Below are 18,245 nucleotides of genomic sequence, written 5' to 3'. Positions count from 1 at the left end.
ATGGATAGTCGTATTTTGATTATAGAAGACGATAAAAACATAGCACGTATTATCCAGCTTGAACTTGAGCACGAAGGTTACAAAACGAGTATCGCACATAGTGGCCGTGAAGGGCTGGACATTTTGGAACAGGAAAAGATTGATTTAATCGTTCTTGATGTAATGATTCCGGAACTAAATGGTATGGAAGTGTTAAGGCGTATACGATCTACCGATGATACAATAATCGTCATTATGCTTACGGCCAGGGATTCGGTTTATGATAAGGTAAATGGGTTAGATTTAGGTGCTAATGATTATATGACCAAACCTTTTGAGATTGAGGAATTGCTTGCTAGAATTCGCTCAAATTTGCGTTTTCGTTCGGTTAAGGAATCAGATGTCCTTTCCATCCAACACCTATCGATCCATACAGGCCCAAGAGAAGTTTACGCGAATAATGAACTTGTTGAATTAACCCGCCGTGAGTATGAACTGTTATTATATTTGGCAGAGAACAAGAATAGAGCATTGGAGCGAGAGCAAATTTTAAATCAGGTTTGGGGATATGATTATTTTGGTGATACCAATCTTATCGATGTATACATTCGGTATTTACGAAAAAAACTGCAGAATTTAAATGGAGATTCGCTGATTCAGACCGTGCGGGGAGTCGGCTATATGATGAAAGAATGAGTTTGCGAACCCGTATACAACTGTCGATAACCGTATTGTTAATTATCATGCTTCTGATTGCGAATACATCGATATACCTGATGTTTAAAAGATCGAGTATTGAATCGGCGCAAAACCGTCTGGTCAATACCTCTAGCAATATCATCAAGGACATCAAGGAGCTTCACATAAACAAACAAAGTACAATTGAGCAGGTCGTACATGCTTATCTTATTAGTGATGGCATGATCAGCCTCGTCGATCAGGAAAATAGACCTATTACTCAGACAACAACGGATAACAACTACTTTAATATTAAGAGAACATACAGAAATGATCAATACGAAGACATTTTGACTTACAAGGACTCAAAGTTTGTAACTGTATCCATGCCGGTCATTGATGAAAGTGGCGACATCCTTAGTTTACAGATTATCGAGAATGGAGATGAGCTTTTTTCCACTATCAATAAATTGAAAGGGATTCTGATTTTTACGTCTGTACTAGTTATCAGTGTGCTTTGCATAGCCGGCTGGGTACTTGGAGGTGTAATCTCACGTCCGGTTCAGCGGTTTATTCAGACTATGAAGACAATCGAGGAGAAAGAGTCATATAAACAAATTGCTATAACAAAAAGTAAAAGAGATGAGATAAATCAACTCGGGATGACGTTTAATTCGATGATTAAGAAATTGGAAGCAAGCTATTTGAAGCAGGAACAATTTGTATCAGACGCCTCACATGAATTAAAGACACCTTTAACAGTGATCGCAGGGTATGTTAATTTGTTAAAAAGATGGGGATCGACACGCCCTGAGGTGGTAGAAGAAGCTATCAAATCCATTTCATCCGAATCCATTCGGATGAAATATTTAACCGAACAGTTACTAGAACTGGCGTCAGCAGAAAAACTGGCTGATTATAAAAAGGAAAATATAGATATCATTTCTGTAATCAAGGATACTATATCAAAGCTTGAGCCAGTATATCAGAACAATGTTGAGTTCGTAACAAGGCTGGAAGTTTTATATGCAGAGGTACATGAACAAAGTTTTATTCAATTACTAATCGTACTATTGGATAATGCAAACAAGTACAGCTCTGAGCCTATTAAGGTAAGATTAGAAGAAGAAGGTGACAGTCTTAAAATTCATGTGGAAGATAAAGGACCTGGTATACCTTTAGAGGCACAGCCTTATATTTTTGACCGCATGTACCGGGTAGATAAGGACAGAAGTCGGAAAACGGGTGGAACAGGTTTAGGTCTATCGATTGCGAAAAGAATCAGTGAACAGCATGGCGGATACATAACGCTGAAAAGTGTGGAAGGGCTTGGTTCTACCTTTACAGTAGTGCTGCCAAAATCGGAGGTGTAGCTAGATGAAAATAAAGCTGTTTCTGCTTAGTGTAATTTTTCTTGGTATGTTTTTTATACTATATCAAGTCTTATTGAAAGACAAATCAGCTGCTGTTTCACAACAGGAAGCGGAGGAGCTTGCTCTGGACCTTTACAGTGGAGAAATTATAAAAACAGAAATGGATAAAAACAAGAACCACTACATTATTACAATTGAAAATGAAAAAGGAATTTATCGCCTCACTGTTAGTGGTGAGGAAGAAAAAGTAAGTAATGTAAAGCGGATCAAAAAAAAGCAATCTATTTTAACCCAAGAAGAGGCGAAAGGTAAAATTGAACAGGAATTTAATGGAAAGGTTCTGGAAATAAACCCATCCAAAAAGAAAAAAGCGCATGCAGAAGCACTTGTCAAAAAGGGGCAGAAAAAATATCGTATTACATTTGACTTAAAAAAACGGGAGCTCGTATCAACGATCGAATTAAAAAAGAATAAAGATGATTTACAATCAAATCCAGCTAATAAAGATACAACAACCACTGAGAAGCAAATCAAAGCGATTGCTTTAAAGAAAATGGATGGTAATGGTAATGTTTCCGATATAACGAAAATGAATTCAAAAAATGGAGTGGTATACAAGGTAACGATCGAGAACAAATCAGAAGATGTACATGTTTATATCCAAGAAGCAACAAAAAAAGTAACCTCGGTATCACGGTTCACGAAAGAGCTGGAAACGGATGACGATGATGATATAGATGACGATACAGAAGATGACGATACGGATGACGACGACAACGATGAGGCCCATGAGGATTAATATTAGCAAACAAGAGAGCTGCTTTGGCTGTACCCCTTGTATGCTATAGTATCATAATTTTCAGATAAGGTAAAAAAGATAAAGATGATTGATATGAGAAAAGTATCTTCTACCGCTTATAAAAATGGATACTTTAATGAAAAATGGATGGAGCATGCGGGGCTCGAACCCGCGACCTCTTGCATGCCATGGATGAACAGTTGCTTTTCTCAATTATTAGCAATTGTGAAGAATGTTGTCATATCAGCATTTATGAAGGATTCGTTTTGTTGTGTCGGATTAAATTAAGCGTTTGTTGTCCAAATTGGTCAACGGTTGGTCAACAAATAATAAAACAGACGTTCTTATAATAGCAAAGAAAAAACACCATTTTACAATGATGTTTAGATATAATCTTCATCGAGCATATCCGCAATTTTCTGATCCGCTTCTTCCAGGTAATGACCGTATATATTCATTGTGGTTTTAATATTAGCGTGTCCTAAGCGTTTTGATATGGAATGAATGTTAGCACCCTTATTTATTAGATCTGTTGCCGCAGTGTGGCGTAAATCATGGAAACGGATCTTTTTAAGCACTGGCTTTTCATTCTTTTTAAATTCCTTATTGATACGTTTTAAGAACCTATTCCACCATCGAGAGGGTACGTTTTGATGAAGCGGCTTCCCGAGATCAGAGGAAAATACAAAATGGTATTTGCCACCTTCCCACAATTCCATTGCTTCCATCCGATCTGTTTTCTTTTTATAGATATGTTTCTTCAATTCAGCCATTAGTTTTTTAGGTGGTGCTACTTTACGAATGGATCCCTTTGTCTTAGGTTCTTTCAATTGATAGCCGTTTTCCTTTGTGTAGCTTAATGAATGGCGAACATGGATAGTGTTTGTATTAAAGTCCACATCATCCCATTGTAAGGCAAGTATTTCACCTTTTCGCATACCTGTTTTAAGCGCAGTCTTTACAATTAATACTTGCTGCCTGTTTTCTTCATTTTTAAGAAGATAGTACAATTGCCTTAATTCATCCGAGTTATATACTTCACCTTGTTTATAGGTAACAGTAGGCTTTTCCACTTTTTCCATAGGATTTTTCTTTATAACTTCATTCTTAACAGCCAATTTAAAAACACCATTTAATAAATTATAATGCTTCTGTATAGTGGAGGTAGCCAGATCATCTTCTTCTAATGTTTCAAGATAATCATTAATATGAACGTGTGAAATGTCCTCCAGTTTGAAATGAGATAAAGCAGGCAAAATACGTCCATTTAATAAATAGGTGTACATTTCAATGGTTTTAGGTGCCAACCTCTTTAATGCTTGCTTTTTCCATACTTCCACATAATCCCCGAACTTGCTATGTGATGGTGCAATATATTCCCCTGTTTCAACTTCTGTAACGAATGCAGCCAGTTTCTTTTTTGCTTCACTAGGATTTTTAGCTTTAACGGTACGAGTTTTCCGGATCCGCTTCCCTTTTGCATCATATCCAATATGGTACGTCAATAAATACGAACCATTTCCCCTATCTTGAACACTTCCAGCCATGGTTATTCATCCCCTTTTATGATAAATGTTTCTATAAACTTGACTATTTCCTTTTTATCAATATCTGTTATCCATTCACCTTCATATTGTATTGGGTATTTACCTTTCAATAGTTTGTCTAATAGGTATGTTTTTTTATCAGATACTTTCACTTCAAGATTTTGCTCTTTTTTCAGTTTTGATATTGCTTCATAATCTTTATCGCTTAAATACCCTGCTATACGTAATGCTTCTACTCTTGAGATACCTAACCCATCAGTTAACTTAATTACTGTTTTTCTAGAAGGATTTGGATTTTTAGTTTTTCCGTTTTCCAACTGGGATAAATAAGGATGCGAAATACCTGATCGATTAGCAGCTTCTCTGAGTGATAATCCTTTTTGTTCTCTGGCTTTTTTTATATAATCCCCAAACTTCATCTATACACCTTCTTTCACTCTTTTTTATATCATACAACAATCGTTTATTTTTTTCAAACAATGGTTGTTTTTTTTAACCAACTATGATACAATCAATTTAAATACAATGAAGGCGAGGTGCAAGCATGGTTAATCTGACTTTAAAAGATGAGGTAAAAACACGTTTGCTGATTGCAGAAACCGGATCAAGTTTAAGAGGTTTTTCTAAGAATGTAGGCGTTTCTCATGCTTATGTGTCGCAGATTTTATCTGGGAAGCGTAAACCATCCCCAACAATTGCTAGTAAGATTGCAAGGGGATTGGATAAAAAGATTGAAGAAATTTTTTTAATCAAAGTGGTTGAAAATAACAACCGAAAGAGTGAGGAGGTAAACTAATGAAACAAGCTATTTTCGATCTTAAAGACCGTATGGAATCTAAAATCGACCTTTGTCGGGGCATTGTGCCAAAAGAAGATATTCAGGATGAGATAGGCGCATTCGTGAAGGCAATTAATGAATTGGAAAAATTTTATTATGGCGAAGCAATAACACGTTTAGATGTAGTGTTATCCGATTATGAAGGAGGGTTCTAATGAGTAGTAAAGCAATAGACCGTATTTTATGCGGCATGTTTATTGTTTCACAGTTATTCATCTATTGGGCATTAATTAACGCTTAGGAGGTGTATTAAATGGATAAATTGCAATTGAATCCAGTTGCTTTATATGATGCATTATTGCGGCTGGGTGCAAAAGACTTTGACCAACTTGCTAGCTATCTCGAATACTTAAAGGAAAATTTCCTAATTGATGATGTGGATCTGAATTTTTATCAGCATAAGGGCAATCCGGGTTTGGTCTGTATTTGTAAGGTTGGCAATACAATTTTTGGAATAATCCAGTTAGTAGCAGATAGGGAGGGGTAACCAAATGGAAAATTTACAATCAGCTTTAAGGGATGTCGTTATCAATGCAGGAAATGGAGATCCCGAAGCGCAGGAAATTATATCAAAAGTTGAGCGCGAAGCACGTAGGGAACAGTTTTTGAAAGAGAATTATCTCAAATGGAATGAGGAAGGTATGGAGCTAAGGGCAAGACGTTTGAAACATAACATGTCGTTAAACTATGTTGCTGAAAAATTGGGAACTAGTGCTTCAAGAATTGGAAGATTGGAAAAGGGTTTACCAGTAAGCCAAGCTAAACATTTAATAGCTAGTTACAACTTGTTATTTGATTACATTGAATTGAGGAAAGATCTTAAGGCTTTCTATTCTGACCATAATTTGAAATGGGGTTTGTAAATAATGGAAATGATTAAACCGCAGTTTGAACCAATCAAAAGAAGTACATTGACAGTACATGAAGTGGCCGAGTACTTAGGGGTAAGTCCTGACAAAATTTATATGATGGTTCGTGAAAAAGCAATTCCTTGTTTCCGAATCGGGTCAAGAATTTTGCTCAAAAAGGCCGCCATTGATAGTTGGATTGAAAAACAGATTGAGGAAAGTATGACGGCCGATGAGTACTAAAAATAAGAAAAGTCGTCCAGGTTGGCAGACCGTAAGACGACAGGCTTAGAAAAACATTCTTATTTTCATTATAGCAGAAATCGCAGTGAATATACACGATTTCTAAAGATTGGGGGGGGGGGGCGATTCTTGCCAATAACAAAAAATCCTGTTTTAAATGCTGCAATTGCATATAGTCAAATGCTTCACTGGAAGGTGTTCCCTATCCATTATAAAAGCAAAATACCAATAACAGAGCATGGATTCAAAGATGCTACTGATAACATAGATCAGATTAAAAAATGGTGGGAAGAACATCCCGATGGAGGGATAGGGCTTCCTACTGGAAAGATTAACAATCTTGTGGTTATGGATATTGATCCTAGAAATGGTGGGAATATTTCACTTGAAAGATTGATAGATGAAAACGAAGAACTTCCTCACACAGTCGAATGTCTGACTGGTGGGGGAGGGAATCATTTCTATTTCAAATATGATGAACGCATTTCCAAAAGTAAGCTGCAAGGATATGAAGGAATTGACATCCAAGGTAACGGAAAATATGTAGTGCTTCCAACAAGTACACATCCGAATGGAAATAATTACGAATGGGAATTGTCATCCAAGCCAGTAATTACACCTATTGCATATATGCCGGATTGGTTGCTGAAGTTACTTCAAACAGAGTACCGCATAAAGTTTAAAACAAAGCCATCAGAGGAGTATTTAGACATTTTGAAGGGTGTAACTAATGGTGGAAGAAATAACAGCATGATGTCTCTTATTGGCTATCTGCTAGGGAAAAAAATTGATTATAGAATTGCTTATGAATTGGTGATGTTATGGAATGAACGTAATGAACCACCACTTGAAGCAGATACAGTGACAACCGCTTTTAATAACATGCTGAAAAAAGAAGCTGCCAAGCGCAGGGGGTGAATGAATGGAACTGGATCATGAATCGGGACAAGCCTTGACTGAACAAGACAATGTAATAAAATTTGATAAAGCCTGGAAAAGAAAACTTGAGTTAAACCAAAATGGGAATGTTAAACGGTCAATAAAAAATATCAAACTAGTATTTGATAATGATGATGCATTAAAAGACATTGGTAGAATGAATGAGTTTTCCGGCTATAAAGAAGTATTTCATCATCCCCCATGGAGAAAAAAGAACGATGATAACCCATTGTGGACTGATACAGACGAAGCATTGCTAAGAAACTACATTGCCATAAATTATGCAATAGAGAATCAATCCGGGGTTAGCGATTGCATGCAAGAGATATTTTATAAAAATTCATACCATCCAATTAGAGAATATATTAAAGGTATTTCATGGGATGGTGTAAGCCGAATGGATTCAATTTTCATAGACTTCTTAGGGGCTGAAGATAACAATTATACCCGAACAGTAACAAAGAAAATATTAGTTGCCGCGGTCGCCCGAATATTTGAGCCGGGCATCAAGTTTGATAATGCTTTAATCCTTTTGGGCAGACAAGGAACAGGAAAAAGTCATGTTCTTTCCCGGTTAGGTGGTGAATGGTTCAATGAGAGCATTAACTCTTTCAAGGGTGATGATGCATTAATGAAATTGAGAAATAGTTGGATTATCGAATTAGCCGAATTATCCGCTTTAAAGGCATCCGAAGTCGAAGAAGTGAAAGGCTTCATAAGTGCAAGGGTGGACACATACCGCCCGAAATATGGAAAGAATATAGCACGTTTTCCAAGGCAATGTGTATTTTTTGGAAGTACCAATAACTTTGAGTTTCTGAAAGATAAGACAGGAAATAGGCGTTTTTGGGCTTTACCAGTCAATAAGGATAAACGGACTAAAAACCCATTTGAAGAACTCACAGACACTTATATTAATCAAATGTGGGGTGAAGCCTACCAATTATATTTGAAAGGTGAGCCGCTTCATATAACGGATGAATCTGTTTCCCGACATGCAGAGGAACTTCAAAACGAACATACCGCAGACGATGGGATGGCCGGGATTATTGAGGAATACCTAAATAAAAATAATAAAATCGCGATATGTGCCCGGGAAATATGGTATGAGTGCTTACAATACGACAAGCAACCTAAGCGACATAACATATCAGATATAAACGATATTTTGAGAAGTTTTGAAGGATGGGAAGCCACTAAGAACCCACAGCGATATGGGAAATACGGTCTACAACGTGGATTTATTAGAAAATAAAAGTTTGTAACATGTAACACACTTTGTAACAGAATGTAACACCTTAAAAAGCCTATCACACCAACATTTATAGTAATTTCTGTTACAAAGTTACAAAGTTTTATAAAAGAAAAATAAAAAATAAATATATTGTTTTTAAAAAGTTTAATAGGTTTTTTATGTAACAATGTAACAAAATAGCCAGAAATGTTGTTATAGCAATGGTTAAGGGTGTTACAAAGGGTGTTACAAAGCGCAGGAATCCCTCACTATAAAATGGTGATAATCAATTAAAGGAGGCGAGCCATTGAAATATATCGAAGTGAAGTTGTCGAAGTGTACCGCATTTCTCACTCATGATGAAATACAATCTATGCTTAGGGAACATCCAGTTATCTATAAGGAATCATTGAAGCGTGGTAAGTACATCATGAGAAGCATGAAGCAGAAACAAAGAGAAGTGAAAAAATATGAAAACGGGGTGTAATAATGGATGTAGTTGAAATTGAAAAGAATAATTACCTTTTTGCAATGGACAAAAAGCCAAACGATAACAAAGTTTATGTATTGAAAAAAGATACTGAAGAAATTCGGTTCTTGTACATGGTTAAGTTGGTTGGTAATTCCAAGCTGGATGAACAGCATAAGCACGTTGCCGACACTTTCTTTAACAGGGTTGATAAATTGGATCACGAAGGACATTCAAGGGATGAAATATTTAAAGAAATGCAACTAAAGAGGAAGCAAGAAAATGAATAAAGTAAAAATTGACAGCATGGAAGATGATGTGAAAGAGGTTGCCAAGTTAAGAAATATTAGTGAAGATATGGCCATTGTGGAAATCGTTTCGTTGTATGCACCTGAATATATAAAACAATTAAAAAAAGGAGAATAATAATAATGAGTATTGCACAAATTGAAAAGCTAAGAAAAGAACGTATTTCTAAACTAGAAGGATTAAAGGCACAACTTGAAAAGATTGAAAATGATGATATGTATGCACCGGAATATAAATTACAAAAAAGGAATGAGATTAAAAAGGAATTGGAGGCAGTTTCCTTTGATTATGGTACAAAAATAGCGGAATTGATCGATCAAACGGAAAGTAAATTGCTGCAAGGTTTTCACAATGCAGAGTATAAAGGAATGGACGATAAGCAAGCGGCAAAAGAATTATTAAAAGAAATGCGTAACAGGGATATGTCGGAAGATTTAATAGCTAGAAACAAAGAGAATCCTGAACACTTATATAGTGAAGCAGAAAAAATCGTCAATGCTAATTTACCTTATGCACCAGCGTATATAAGGGCATTAAAGAAATTGAATGTATCTGGGGCAGATATGTTAGAAAAAAATTATAAAGAACTAAATTTTAACGAATTACAGAAATCCTATAACAAAGAAATGGAACTGTTACGAGAACAAATAAAACTATTCGAGGTAGAAAAGACAGCCGAAGAATCACCGTTTAAAGCGGCCTTGATGGATCATTATTTGTAAATATAATTTTTATTATAATAATGTAAAGGGATGATGTCATGAGCCTAGATTCACGATTGAAAAAGCTGGAAAAAACATATTTGAAAAGTGCTTCCTACAAAAGGGGCATGAGAATAATGGAAGAAATCGCACAAGCGAACGTTGACGGCAATAGAAAGGCAATCCCGGACTTGCTTATCAAACTATGGGAAAACGGCCGAAAAACAGCTTAAAAACAGCATATAAATGCAGGGTTTTGGTATTGATTATGTAATGCTAAAATCCTGCAAATGTGCTATATGTCAATGTTTTTAAGGGAGGGGGGGTCTATATAGTGAGAGACAAAAGGATCAATAAACCACAGCATATTAAAGCATTAATGCAGGAGCAAATCAATATACTAAGGCGTGATGATGGACTGGATCCAATAGACAAAGCTAGGGCAATAGCGTATCTTTCCAATATTGCATTGACAGCTATTAAAGATGGTGACTTAGAAGAACGCATGAAACGCATTGAACTAGAAATGGAGGATAAAAGATGAGCGAAAAAGAAGCATACGAAAAAGCTTTAAAAATAGCCGATATGATAGGTATTAAAGTCATTTCTTATAATGATGATGGTTCCAAGTGGATTAAAGAACCAAATCCAAAAGATAGAAACGAATTGGATATTGAGGACATAATGGCGGTAATTATGGAATGAATATAGAATCCAGGTTAAACCGAATTGAGGAAAGGATGCATATAAACGATCAAACTTATATCTTTATCATTGGTAAAGGTCGTGAGTTTGAAAGTGTGGAGGATTGCGACAAAGAATTGAAGAAACCAAAATACAAAAGTGCTAAAGTGATAAAGATTATTGATTTATGGATAGACTAGAGGGTCTATCTTTTTTTGTTGCTAACGGCTTCTAAAATACAATTACGAATATGAGTAACGAGAAATTGGGTACGTACACAAATTTAGCGTTACATTACGCGCACACGCGCGAGGGCATATTTTTGGCTATAGCCAAAAGCTGGGTCACAAAAAAACAGTTACATTACGCGCACACACGCGAGGGCATATTTGACAAGTATACTTTCCAACTTGGACAACAAAAAGTTGCATTACGCGCACGCGCGCGAGCAAAGCCTTCAATTGACGTTTTAAACTTTCGAGTTCACGTGAAGTCGTTGCATTACGCGCACGCGCGCGAGCAAAGCCCGCTTGCCACCCGATATTCCGATACGTGTCAGAAATTACAATTCACATACTTATACGGATTGTGAGGGCGACTTTTTCCTGAAGTTAGATAAGAACATTCATTCTTATTTTTGAAATGGTCAACAATTGGACAACAAAACAGGTCATTTTATAATTATTTTAGAAAAGTAAAAAACGCTCAATCCATTGCAGGACAAACGTTTATAGATGATGGAGCATGCGGGGCTCGAACCCGCGACCTCTTGCATGCCATGCAAGCACTCTCCCAGCTGAGCTAATGCCCCAGACACTTCATATTATATGCCCTATTATATCCTTTTTCAAGTTAGAAATCCATAAATGATTTTGCACATTAGTATTAAAGCACAAGGGATAATGAATCTACGAGCAGGCAGATTTTCATTATAAAACCGAGCTATTTTGCAGGATATAAACAAATAGTCTACTAAGTCTCTGGTTTTTTGCCTTTTTTACTATAACTTGAACCAATTCATTATTCGCTCCCTTTGAAATGTTCGTACCATATCTTGTCAAGGTAAATTTCCAAGGGAGGAATGATTTTTCATGTCAGGTTTTTCTGTTGTTCAATTGGCTCGACGTATGGGGCATAAACTCGATCATAACATGCGCCGGGAACTGGTAAAGTTTTATCATCCTTTTCGTTCCGTACCATGTTTTTTGCATCGCCCTTTAGAGTTTTTAAGAAAAAGGACGAAAAAAATACCAGTGGTCATAGAATTTAATGCAGAATCCTATGAGCTTGGTTTAAATGATGTGAAGCGTACGACGCGCCGTTTACGGCACCAGTTTCATTCAATGTGTGGTTGCTCCACTAAATTATCGATTGGTAAAATAGGAAGATTGCTTGAAAATTGTCATCATATCAAGAAGATCCACTTTGATAGAAAAATGACAACACTGCTTGATGTTGCAGCGCCATCGATAAACTCTGATCAATTAAAGCAATCTGGATTAACAGGAAAAGATGTCACTATTGCGGTCATCGACACAGGGATCCATCCACACGCGGATTTAGAAGGACGTATTGTTGCGTTTAAAGACTTTGTTAAGAACAAAACTGCTCCTTATGATGATAATGGACATGGCACCCACTGTGCAGGGGATGCAGCTGGTGATGGATCTTCATCTGAAGGGAAGTATCAGGGACCAGCACCTGAAGCAAACTTGGTTGGGGTGAAAGTTTTGAATAAAATGGGGTCTGGTTCCCTTTCAACAGTAATAGCCGGTATTGACTGGTGTATCGAAAATCAGTCACAATACAATATCAACGTTCTGTCGCTATCCCTCGGATCTGAGGCACAACAGCCGGCTGAAGATGATCCTGTCGTAAGAGCTGTTGAGGAAGCATGGAATAGCGGGTTAGTTGTTTGTGTTGCTGCTGGTAATGAAGGACCATCCGCCCAAACAATTGCAAGTCCTGGAATAAGTCCTAAAGTAATAACGGTAGGTGCTGCCAATGATAATGATACAGTCGATCGATCTGATGATGTGGTGGCTGACTTTTCCAGTCGCGGTCCAACCATTGATGGTCTAGTGAAACCCGATCTTCTAACACCAGGCGTCAATATTATTTCTTTACGCTCACCCGGATCCTTTCTTGATAAGACAAATTCAGGGGAGGTTGTGGAGAACGACTATTTTTCCTTATCAGGAACTTCAATGGCAACACCAATATGTGCTGGTGTAGTTGCCCAGCTTCTCCAAAAGGAATCGAATCTGAGCCCTGATCAAGTGAAGGAAAAGCTGGTTAATGCATGTGAAGATATAGGACAACCCCCTAATGTGCAAGGAAATGGCTATTTGAATGCGGCTAATTTAATAAGTGAATAATAATTGAATTACACCAAGCCAACATGTTAGTTGTTGGCTTGGTGTAATTATCCAATACTGAGCCAGTTCATGTCCACAGTAAGCTATCCAATTTCATTAATGAGTTCTTCCTTCTCAGCCTCATGTACCTGCTTCAGCTTTTCTATTTCTGTGGGTTATTTATCGAAGACAGCTGACATTTATCCAGAAATTCTAGCCTCGATCTAATTATCAATTGTTGACTTACCGTATTATGTGAAATCGTTGCAATCTTGATTTAGAGTTTTAAATAATTGGTTTATTTAGTTGCAATTTAGTTGCTTTTGAAATTTAAAACTAGATATATTTTTCTTTTAATTATATAAAATTTATGGTAATATAATAAAAAATAAAGTGGTGGCGGAAATATTCCGGTTTCACTGTAAAAAACATATGAAAAAAGGATAGTAGAAGAAATGGAAAATATTCATAGGAAAATCAAGAATTTGAGATTAGAAAATGAAATGACTTTAAAAGATCTTAGCGAGCAAACAGGACTTTCCGTTAGTTTTCTATCACAAATAGAGCGAGGATCATCATCGTTAGCTATCACTTCTTTAAAAAAAATATCGGATGCATTTAATATGAATATTACCTATTTTTTTGAGGAGATAGAAAATCATAATTATGCATTACATAAAGAGGAACAAAAACGATTTAAATTAGAAGGTTCGGATGTAACGCATGTAAGGCTAGCCGGAAAGTTTCCCGAACGAAAAATAGAGCCAATGATGGTAACCATTCCACCAAATAAACAATTTACGGAAAAGTATAGCCATCCAGGTGAAGAGTTTTATTATGTATTGAAAGGGATTGTAATTTTCAAGATTGAAGAGAAAGAATACGTTTTAAATGTAGGTGATTCGATTCATTTTCCTTCTGAAAAAGTGCACGAGTGGAAAAATCCTACTAATGAAGAATCTGTTTTAATAAGCGTGTTGACACCAGTTATATTCTAGAAATTTGTTTGATTTAAATACCTAGGGAAGGGTGGAATAAAGATGAGAGTTGCAACAGATATTGGAGGAACATTTACAGATTTGGTATATGTTGATGATAGTGGGCAAGTTGAAGTTGCCAAGAGCCATACGACCCCGCCGAATTTTGAGCAAGGCGTTATGGATGTATTGGACAAGAGTGAAATTAACAAAGAATCAATCTCGACGTTTATTCATGGTACAACCGTGATTATCAACGCACTTACCGAACGAAAAGGTGCCAAAACAGGATTGATTACAACAAAAGGTTTTCGTGATGTACTAGAAATTGCGCGTGGTAACCGTCCAGATTTGTTTAATATTCGCTACCAAAAGCCGGAACCATTTATTGAGCGTTATTTACGAAAAGAAGTAGATGAACGACTTAATTATAAAGGTGAAGTACTATCACCGTTAAATACAGAACAAGTAAAAGAGATCGTCGAATATTTTAAGAATGAAAATGTCGAAGCAATTGCTGTTGCTTACTTGCATTCGTACGTAAATCCGGAACATGAAAAGGAGACGGTAAAGCTGATCAAGGAACTATGGCCAGAGGTTGCCGTTTCTGCATCTCATGATGTAACAAAAGAATGGCGTGAATACGAACGAACAAATACAGTAGCGTTGAACGCGTATGTACAGCCAGCAGCGGCTACATATGTAAACAAATTACACACGAAGTTGACCGATTTTAATACAAGCAGCCAAAACTATATTATGCAATCAAATGGTGGTACTACAACATTTGAAGAAGCTAAGAAAGTTCCGATTAACATGGTTGAATCAGGTCCAGTTGCGGGAATTTATGGTGCTGCTGTACTTGGAGAATTGATCGGCGAAGAAAATATCATCGCATTTGATATCGGTGGTACTACGGCCAAATGCTCGTTAATTGAAAAAGGCGAGGTCAAGGTTTCCACAGACTATTATATTGAACGAACTGACCGTAATGCAGGGTATCCAATTAAAGCACCAGTCGTTGATATTGTCGAAATTGGTAATGGCGGTGGATCGATTGCATGGCTGGACGATGCTGGTTCACTAAAAGTAGGACCACAGTCAGCTGGAGCTGTCCCTGGTCCGGTATCGTATGGACAAGGGGGAACTGAGCCAACGACAACTGATGCGAATCTACTAACAGGTCGCCTATCAGCCAAGAACTTCGACTACGATGTCGATCTAGATTTGGTTCGAGATACTATCCAAGGAAAAATCGCTAATCACTTTAACATGACGGCTGAAGAAGCAGCACTCGGTATTATTCGCATCGCTAACTCGAACATGTTGAATGCGTTAAAATTAATATCCATCCGTAAAGGACATAATCCGCAAGACTTCACGTTAGTAGCGTTCGGTGGCGGTGGTTCGATGCACGCTCCAGCACTTGCGAAGGAACTAGGTGTCGGAAAAGTTGTCATCCCAATCGCTTCACCTGTATTTTCGGCATGGGGGATGCTGATGAGTGATTTGCGACATGATTATATCAAAACATATATCAAGCGATTGGAGAATTTAGACCTAAATGAAATGACGACGCAATGGAACGAGATTGAAAGTGAAGCATACCAGCAATTTGACAATGAAGGTATCAAGCAAGAAGACGTTGTATTCAATCGTTTTGCCGATATGCGTTACCTTGGTCAAGAACATACGGTGAAAGTACCTGTTCCGGCGGGTGAGTGGACAGATGAACAATTGCAAAACATTGTTGAAAAATTCCATCAGCTGCATGAACAAAACTATACATTTAGACTTGACGATACGGGAACCGAAATCGTTAACTTGCACGTTACCGCGTTTGGAAAAGTACAAAAGCCCATCGTTCAGAAAATCGAGCGAAACACAACACTAGACGATGCAAAAATCGAAACAAGAGACGTTTATTTTGAAAATCCAAATGGCTGGGTAGCAACAGATGTCTATCAACGCGAGCTGTTACCTGTTAACGAAGAAATTCAAGGGCCGGCAATTATCGAGGAAAAAGCAGCGGTTACCGTTATTTACGAAGGACAATCATTAAAAGTGGATGATTATGGAAACTTAATCATCGAAACGGGGGCGAGATAAATGTTGATGAATGAAACAAAAATTGATCCATTTACACTGGAAATTGTCAAAGACTCGTTACTTGCCGCTGGCGATGAGATGTTTATTGCACTAGCAAAAACATCAATGAGTCCGATTATTTATGAAGTATTGGACTATGCAAGTGGACTAACCGATGCAAAGGGTCAATTATTAACGCAAGGTAATGGTGTAACAGGATTTATCGGAATGCTTTCCTATATGGTTAAACAAACATTAAACAAGTACGGTGAAAACGACAAGCTCAAACCTGGCGATATTATTGTTATCAATGATCCATACGGTGGCGGGGGATCGCACTTGTCGGACGTTGGTTTAGTTATGCCGATATTTTACGACGGTGAACTGATCGCCTTCTCCGCCAATAAAGCGCACTGGACCGAGGTAGGTGGAAAGGACCCAGGTTCATTTACGAATGATTCACGGGATATTTTCCAGGAGGGATTGCAGTTCCCTTCCGTCAAACTCTTTGACGGTGGGAAGTTGAACGAAGGACTCGTTGAAATTATCCAGGCAAATGTCCGTTTCCCTGACTTGTCGCTTGGTGATATGTGGGCACAGGTTGCAGCGCTTAAAACAGGGGAACGACGCGTTAAGGAAATTTGTGATAAGTACGGAAAAGACGTCATTCTTACAGCTATCGATAATCAATTGAATCATGGTGAAACAATTTCTAGGCAGGAACTGAAAAAGTTGCCAAAGGGCACATTTTCAGCTAACGGGTTCGTGGAAACCGACGGAATCGGCAATGGCCCGTTCCCGATCAAAGTAGAAGTAACGATTACCGATGACGAATTTGTTTGTGACTTCAGGGGCAGTAGCCAACAAGTTCCTGGCCCGGTCAATTGTTCGTTTACCGGCCTTGCGTCTGCCGTGCGAACGATATTCTTGGCAATCACGAACCCGGACCAAAATGTAAATGATGGTGTATTTAGACCACTGAAAATCATTGTTGATGATCGATCAATCATGTCGGCGGAACGACCTGCACCAACATCGAACTATTTTGAAACGATGCTCGGGTGCACGGATTTAATCTGGAAAGCGTTAGCGCCACATATTCCACATAGACTTGCAGCAGCTCACTTGTTATCTGTTTGTTCGGTTACCCTATCCGGATCACATCAAGATACGAACGAACCATTCCTAATCGTTGAGCCTTCTGTCGGTGGCTGGGGCGGAGCCGATGGCCAGGACGGAGCAAGTGGACAATTCTGTGTCTTAGACGGCGAAACGTACAATGTTCCAGTAGAGGTAGCAGAAACTCGATATGGTGTCATGCTTGATGAATATAGTTTGCGGATTGATGGTACAGGTGCTGGTGAATATATCGGTGGTAAGGGTGTCATTAGGTCGTATCGCGCGATGACAGATGGTCAAGAGGCGACGATCACCTATGGCCGTAACCAATATCGCCTATGGGGAACTGGTGGTGGACTTGAAGGATCTGTCAATGAATTTTATATCGAAAAAGCAGATGGAGAAGTTGATGGTCCTTATGGTGTTTACCCGCGTTACCAACTACATAAAGATGATGTCCTAAAATTGATGACTGCAACAGGTGGCGGATATGGCGATCCACTTAAACGTCCAGCAGACCAGGTTGCAAAAGACGTCAAAAATGAATATTACACGGTAGACGAAGCAAAGACATTATTTGGTGTTGCCGTTGATCCAGAAACATTCGAATATCACGAGTTAGACACTAGAAAATAAAGTAAACGTGCAGGGGGATATGACATGGAAATTAAGGAACAAGGTTTTGATGAAAATGGATTGTTAACGTTGTTTCGGGAAAAGAACAAACATGTAGACGTTCAGTTTGGTACGGTTACTATTCCGCCGGGTGAACGTGTACCAAAGGAAGGTCTATCGAAACACGAAGAAAACGAATACTCCGTTATAGTGAAAGGAAGAGTTGAAGGGGAGAGTGGCGGCAAACCCTATAAAGCTTGGGCATCTAATGCTACGCTTATCCCTGCCGGTGAAGAGCATTGGGCTGTTAATGCAGGTGATGAACCATGTCAAATTGTCTGGGCACTTGTAAAGGAAAAATAATGGAAATTAAGTGGTAGAAGAGTTGTGGCTTTTCTACTACTATTTTCCTGAAATATTTCTGAATCTTTTACCTCTGTGGAAAATT

At 37.9% G+C, this 18,245-nt stretch carries 25 protein-coding genes and 1 tRNA gene; 23 read left to right on the top strand and 3 right to left on the bottom strand.

What is annotated here, in order from left to right; genetic code table 11:
- Genes IEX12_RS10115 through IEX12_RS10105 form a run of 3 tightly spaced genes read left to right on the top strand, consistent with a single transcriptional unit; the run spans position 1 to position 2,829 of the window.
- Entirely contained in the window at positions 1-675 is a 675-nt protein-coding gene (locus IEX12_RS10115) for a response regulator transcription factor (protein WP_088051255.1), read from the top strand.
- A complete protein-coding gene (locus IEX12_RS10110; protein ID WP_088051254.1) occupies positions 672-2,030 on the top strand; it encodes a sensor histidine kinase in 1,359 nt (452 codons plus the stop codon). Before IEX12_RS10115 ends, IEX12_RS10110 begins: the two co-directional genes overlap by 4 nt.
- A 4-nt stretch (positions 2,031-2,034) precedes the next feature.
- Positions 2,035-2,829, top strand: coding sequence for a hypothetical protein (locus IEX12_RS10105; protein ID WP_088051253.1), 795 nt, complete (start codon positions 2,035-2,037; stop codon positions 2,827-2,829).
- A gap of 383 nt (positions 2,830-3,212) precedes the next feature.
- Here IEX12_RS10105 and IEX12_RS10100 read toward each other — a convergent pair whose 3' ends face one another.
- Positions 3,213-4,376, bottom strand: a complete 1,164-nt coding sequence (locus IEX12_RS10100) for a tyrosine-type recombinase/integrase (protein ID WP_188725091.1) — start codon at positions 4,374-4,376, stop codon at positions 3,213-3,215.
- Between the two features lie 2 nt (positions 4,377-4,378).
- On the bottom strand, positions 4,379-4,795 hold the full coding sequence (locus IEX12_RS10095) for a helix-turn-helix domain-containing protein (RefSeq protein WP_188725090.1): 417 nt from the start codon (positions 4,793-4,795) through the stop codon (positions 4,379-4,381).
- Positions 4,796-4,920: 125 nt separating this feature from the next.
- Between IEX12_RS10095 and IEX12_RS10090 the strand changes: the two genes are divergently transcribed.
- The 15 genes from IEX12_RS10090 (at position 4,921) to IEX12_RS10020 (ending at position 10,841) form a co-directional block, all read left to right on the top strand.
- On the top strand, positions 4,921-5,172 hold the full coding sequence (locus IEX12_RS10090; RefSeq protein ID WP_188725089.1) for a helix-turn-helix transcriptional regulator: 252 nt from the start codon (positions 4,921-4,923) through the stop codon (positions 5,170-5,172).
- Complete coding sequence (locus IEX12_RS10085) at positions 5,172-5,369, top strand: hypothetical protein (RefSeq protein ID WP_188725088.1); 198 nt, start codon at positions 5,172-5,174, stop codon at positions 5,367-5,369. Before IEX12_RS10090 ends, IEX12_RS10085 begins: the two co-directional genes overlap by 1 nt.
- Before the next feature lie 98 nt (positions 5,370-5,467).
- Positions 5,468-5,701 carry a hypothetical protein gene (locus tag IEX12_RS10080; RefSeq protein ID WP_188725087.1) on the top strand — a complete coding sequence of 78 codons (234 nt, stop codon included), beginning with the start codon at positions 5,468-5,470 and terminating at the stop codon, positions 5,699-5,701.
- A 4-nt stretch (positions 5,702-5,705) separates the two neighbouring features.
- Complete coding sequence (locus IEX12_RS10075) at positions 5,706-6,077, top strand: helix-turn-helix domain-containing protein (RefSeq protein WP_188725086.1); 372 nt, start codon at positions 5,706-5,708, stop codon at positions 6,075-6,077.
- Positions 6,078-6,080: 3 nt separating this feature from the next.
- Complete coding sequence (locus IEX12_RS10070) at positions 6,081-6,305, top strand: helix-turn-helix domain-containing protein (protein WP_371871297.1); 225 nt, start codon at positions 6,081-6,083, stop codon at positions 6,303-6,305.
- Between the two features lie 21 nt (positions 6,306-6,326).
- Positions 6,327-7,223 carry a bifunctional DNA primase/polymerase gene (locus IEX12_RS10065; protein WP_188725085.1) on the top strand — a complete coding sequence of 299 codons (897 nt, stop codon included), beginning with the start codon at positions 6,327-6,329 and terminating at the stop codon, positions 7,221-7,223.
- A 4-nt stretch (positions 7,224-7,227) separates the two neighbouring features.
- Entirely contained in the window at positions 7,228-8,499 is a 1,272-nt protein-coding gene (locus tag IEX12_RS10060) for a virulence-associated E family protein (protein WP_188725084.1), read from the top strand.
- Between the two features lie 286 nt (positions 8,500-8,785).
- On the top strand, positions 8,786-8,965 hold the full coding sequence (locus IEX12_RS10055) for a hypothetical protein (protein ID WP_188725083.1): 180 nt from the start codon (positions 8,786-8,788) through the stop codon (positions 8,963-8,965).
- Positions 8,966-8,967: 2 nt separating this feature from the next.
- A complete protein-coding gene (locus tag IEX12_RS10050; protein ID WP_188725082.1) occupies positions 8,968-9,237 on the top strand; it encodes a hypothetical protein in 270 nt (89 codons plus the stop codon).
- A complete protein-coding gene (locus tag IEX12_RS10045; RefSeq protein ID WP_188725081.1) occupies positions 9,230-9,373 on the top strand; it encodes a hypothetical protein in 144 nt (47 codons plus the stop codon). The genes IEX12_RS10050 and IEX12_RS10045 overlap by 8 nt, the downstream gene beginning before the upstream one ends.
- Positions 9,374-9,378: 5 nt before the next feature.
- Complete coding sequence (locus IEX12_RS10040; RefSeq protein WP_188725080.1) at positions 9,379-9,978, top strand: hypothetical protein; 600 nt, start codon at positions 9,379-9,381, stop codon at positions 9,976-9,978.
- Positions 9,979-10,016: 38 nt separating this feature from the next.
- A complete protein-coding gene (locus IEX12_RS10035; RefSeq protein WP_188725079.1) occupies positions 10,017-10,190 on the top strand; it encodes a hypothetical protein in 174 nt (57 codons plus the stop codon).
- Between the two features lie 101 nt (positions 10,191-10,291).
- Positions 10,292-10,501, top strand: coding sequence for a hypothetical protein (locus IEX12_RS10030; RefSeq protein ID WP_188725078.1), 210 nt, complete (start codon positions 10,292-10,294; stop codon positions 10,499-10,501).
- On the top strand, positions 10,498-10,662 hold the full coding sequence (locus tag IEX12_RS10025; RefSeq protein ID WP_188725077.1) for a hypothetical protein: 165 nt from the start codon (positions 10,498-10,500) through the stop codon (positions 10,660-10,662). Before IEX12_RS10030 ends, IEX12_RS10025 begins: the two co-directional genes overlap by 4 nt.
- On the top strand, positions 10,659-10,841 hold the full coding sequence (locus IEX12_RS10020) for a hypothetical protein (protein ID WP_188725076.1): 183 nt from the start codon (positions 10,659-10,661) through the stop codon (positions 10,839-10,841). The genes IEX12_RS10025 and IEX12_RS10020 overlap by 4 nt, the downstream gene beginning before the upstream one ends.
- A 538-nt stretch (positions 10,842-11,379) precedes the next feature.
- Here IEX12_RS10020 and IEX12_RS10015 read toward each other — a convergent pair.
- Positions 11,380-11,452, bottom strand: a tRNA-Ala gene (locus tag IEX12_RS10015).
- Between the two features lie 280 nt (positions 11,453-11,732).
- Here IEX12_RS10015 and IEX12_RS10010 point away from each other — a divergent pair.
- The 5 genes from IEX12_RS10010 (at position 11,733) to IEX12_RS09990 (ending at position 18,160) form a co-directional block, all read left to right on the top strand.
- A complete protein-coding gene (locus tag IEX12_RS10010) occupies positions 11,733-13,019 on the top strand; it encodes a S8 family peptidase (protein WP_088051252.1) in 1,287 nt (428 codons plus the stop codon).
- Between the two features lie 434 nt (positions 13,020-13,453).
- Positions 13,454-13,996 carry a helix-turn-helix domain-containing protein gene (locus tag IEX12_RS10005; protein WP_088051251.1) on the top strand — a complete coding sequence of 181 codons (543 nt, stop codon included), beginning with the start codon at positions 13,454-13,456 and terminating at the stop codon, positions 13,994-13,996.
- Positions 13,997-14,038: 42 nt separating this feature from the next.
- Complete coding sequence (locus IEX12_RS10000) at positions 14,039-16,084, top strand: hydantoinase/oxoprolinase family protein (RefSeq protein WP_088051250.1); 2,046 nt, start codon at positions 14,039-14,041, stop codon at positions 16,082-16,084.
- On the top strand, positions 16,085-17,818 hold the full coding sequence (locus IEX12_RS09995) for a hydantoinase B/oxoprolinase family protein (RefSeq protein WP_371871296.1): 1,734 nt from the start codon (positions 16,085-16,087) through the stop codon (positions 17,816-17,818).
- A gap of 24 nt (positions 17,819-17,842) precedes the next feature.
- Positions 17,843-18,160, top strand: a complete 318-nt coding sequence (locus tag IEX12_RS09990; RefSeq protein ID WP_088051249.1) for a cupin domain-containing protein — start codon at positions 17,843-17,845, stop codon at positions 18,158-18,160.
- Positions 18,161-18,245: the final 85 nt, after the last annotated feature.

The organism is Lentibacillus populi, assembly GCA_014642895.1.
Classification (GTDB): domain Bacteria; phylum Bacillota; class Bacilli; order Bacillales; family Amphibacillaceae; genus Lentibacillus_C; species Lentibacillus_C populi.
The sequence above is the reverse complement of the archived record's forward strand: the minus strand, read 5'-3'. Positions and strand labels throughout refer to the sequence as shown.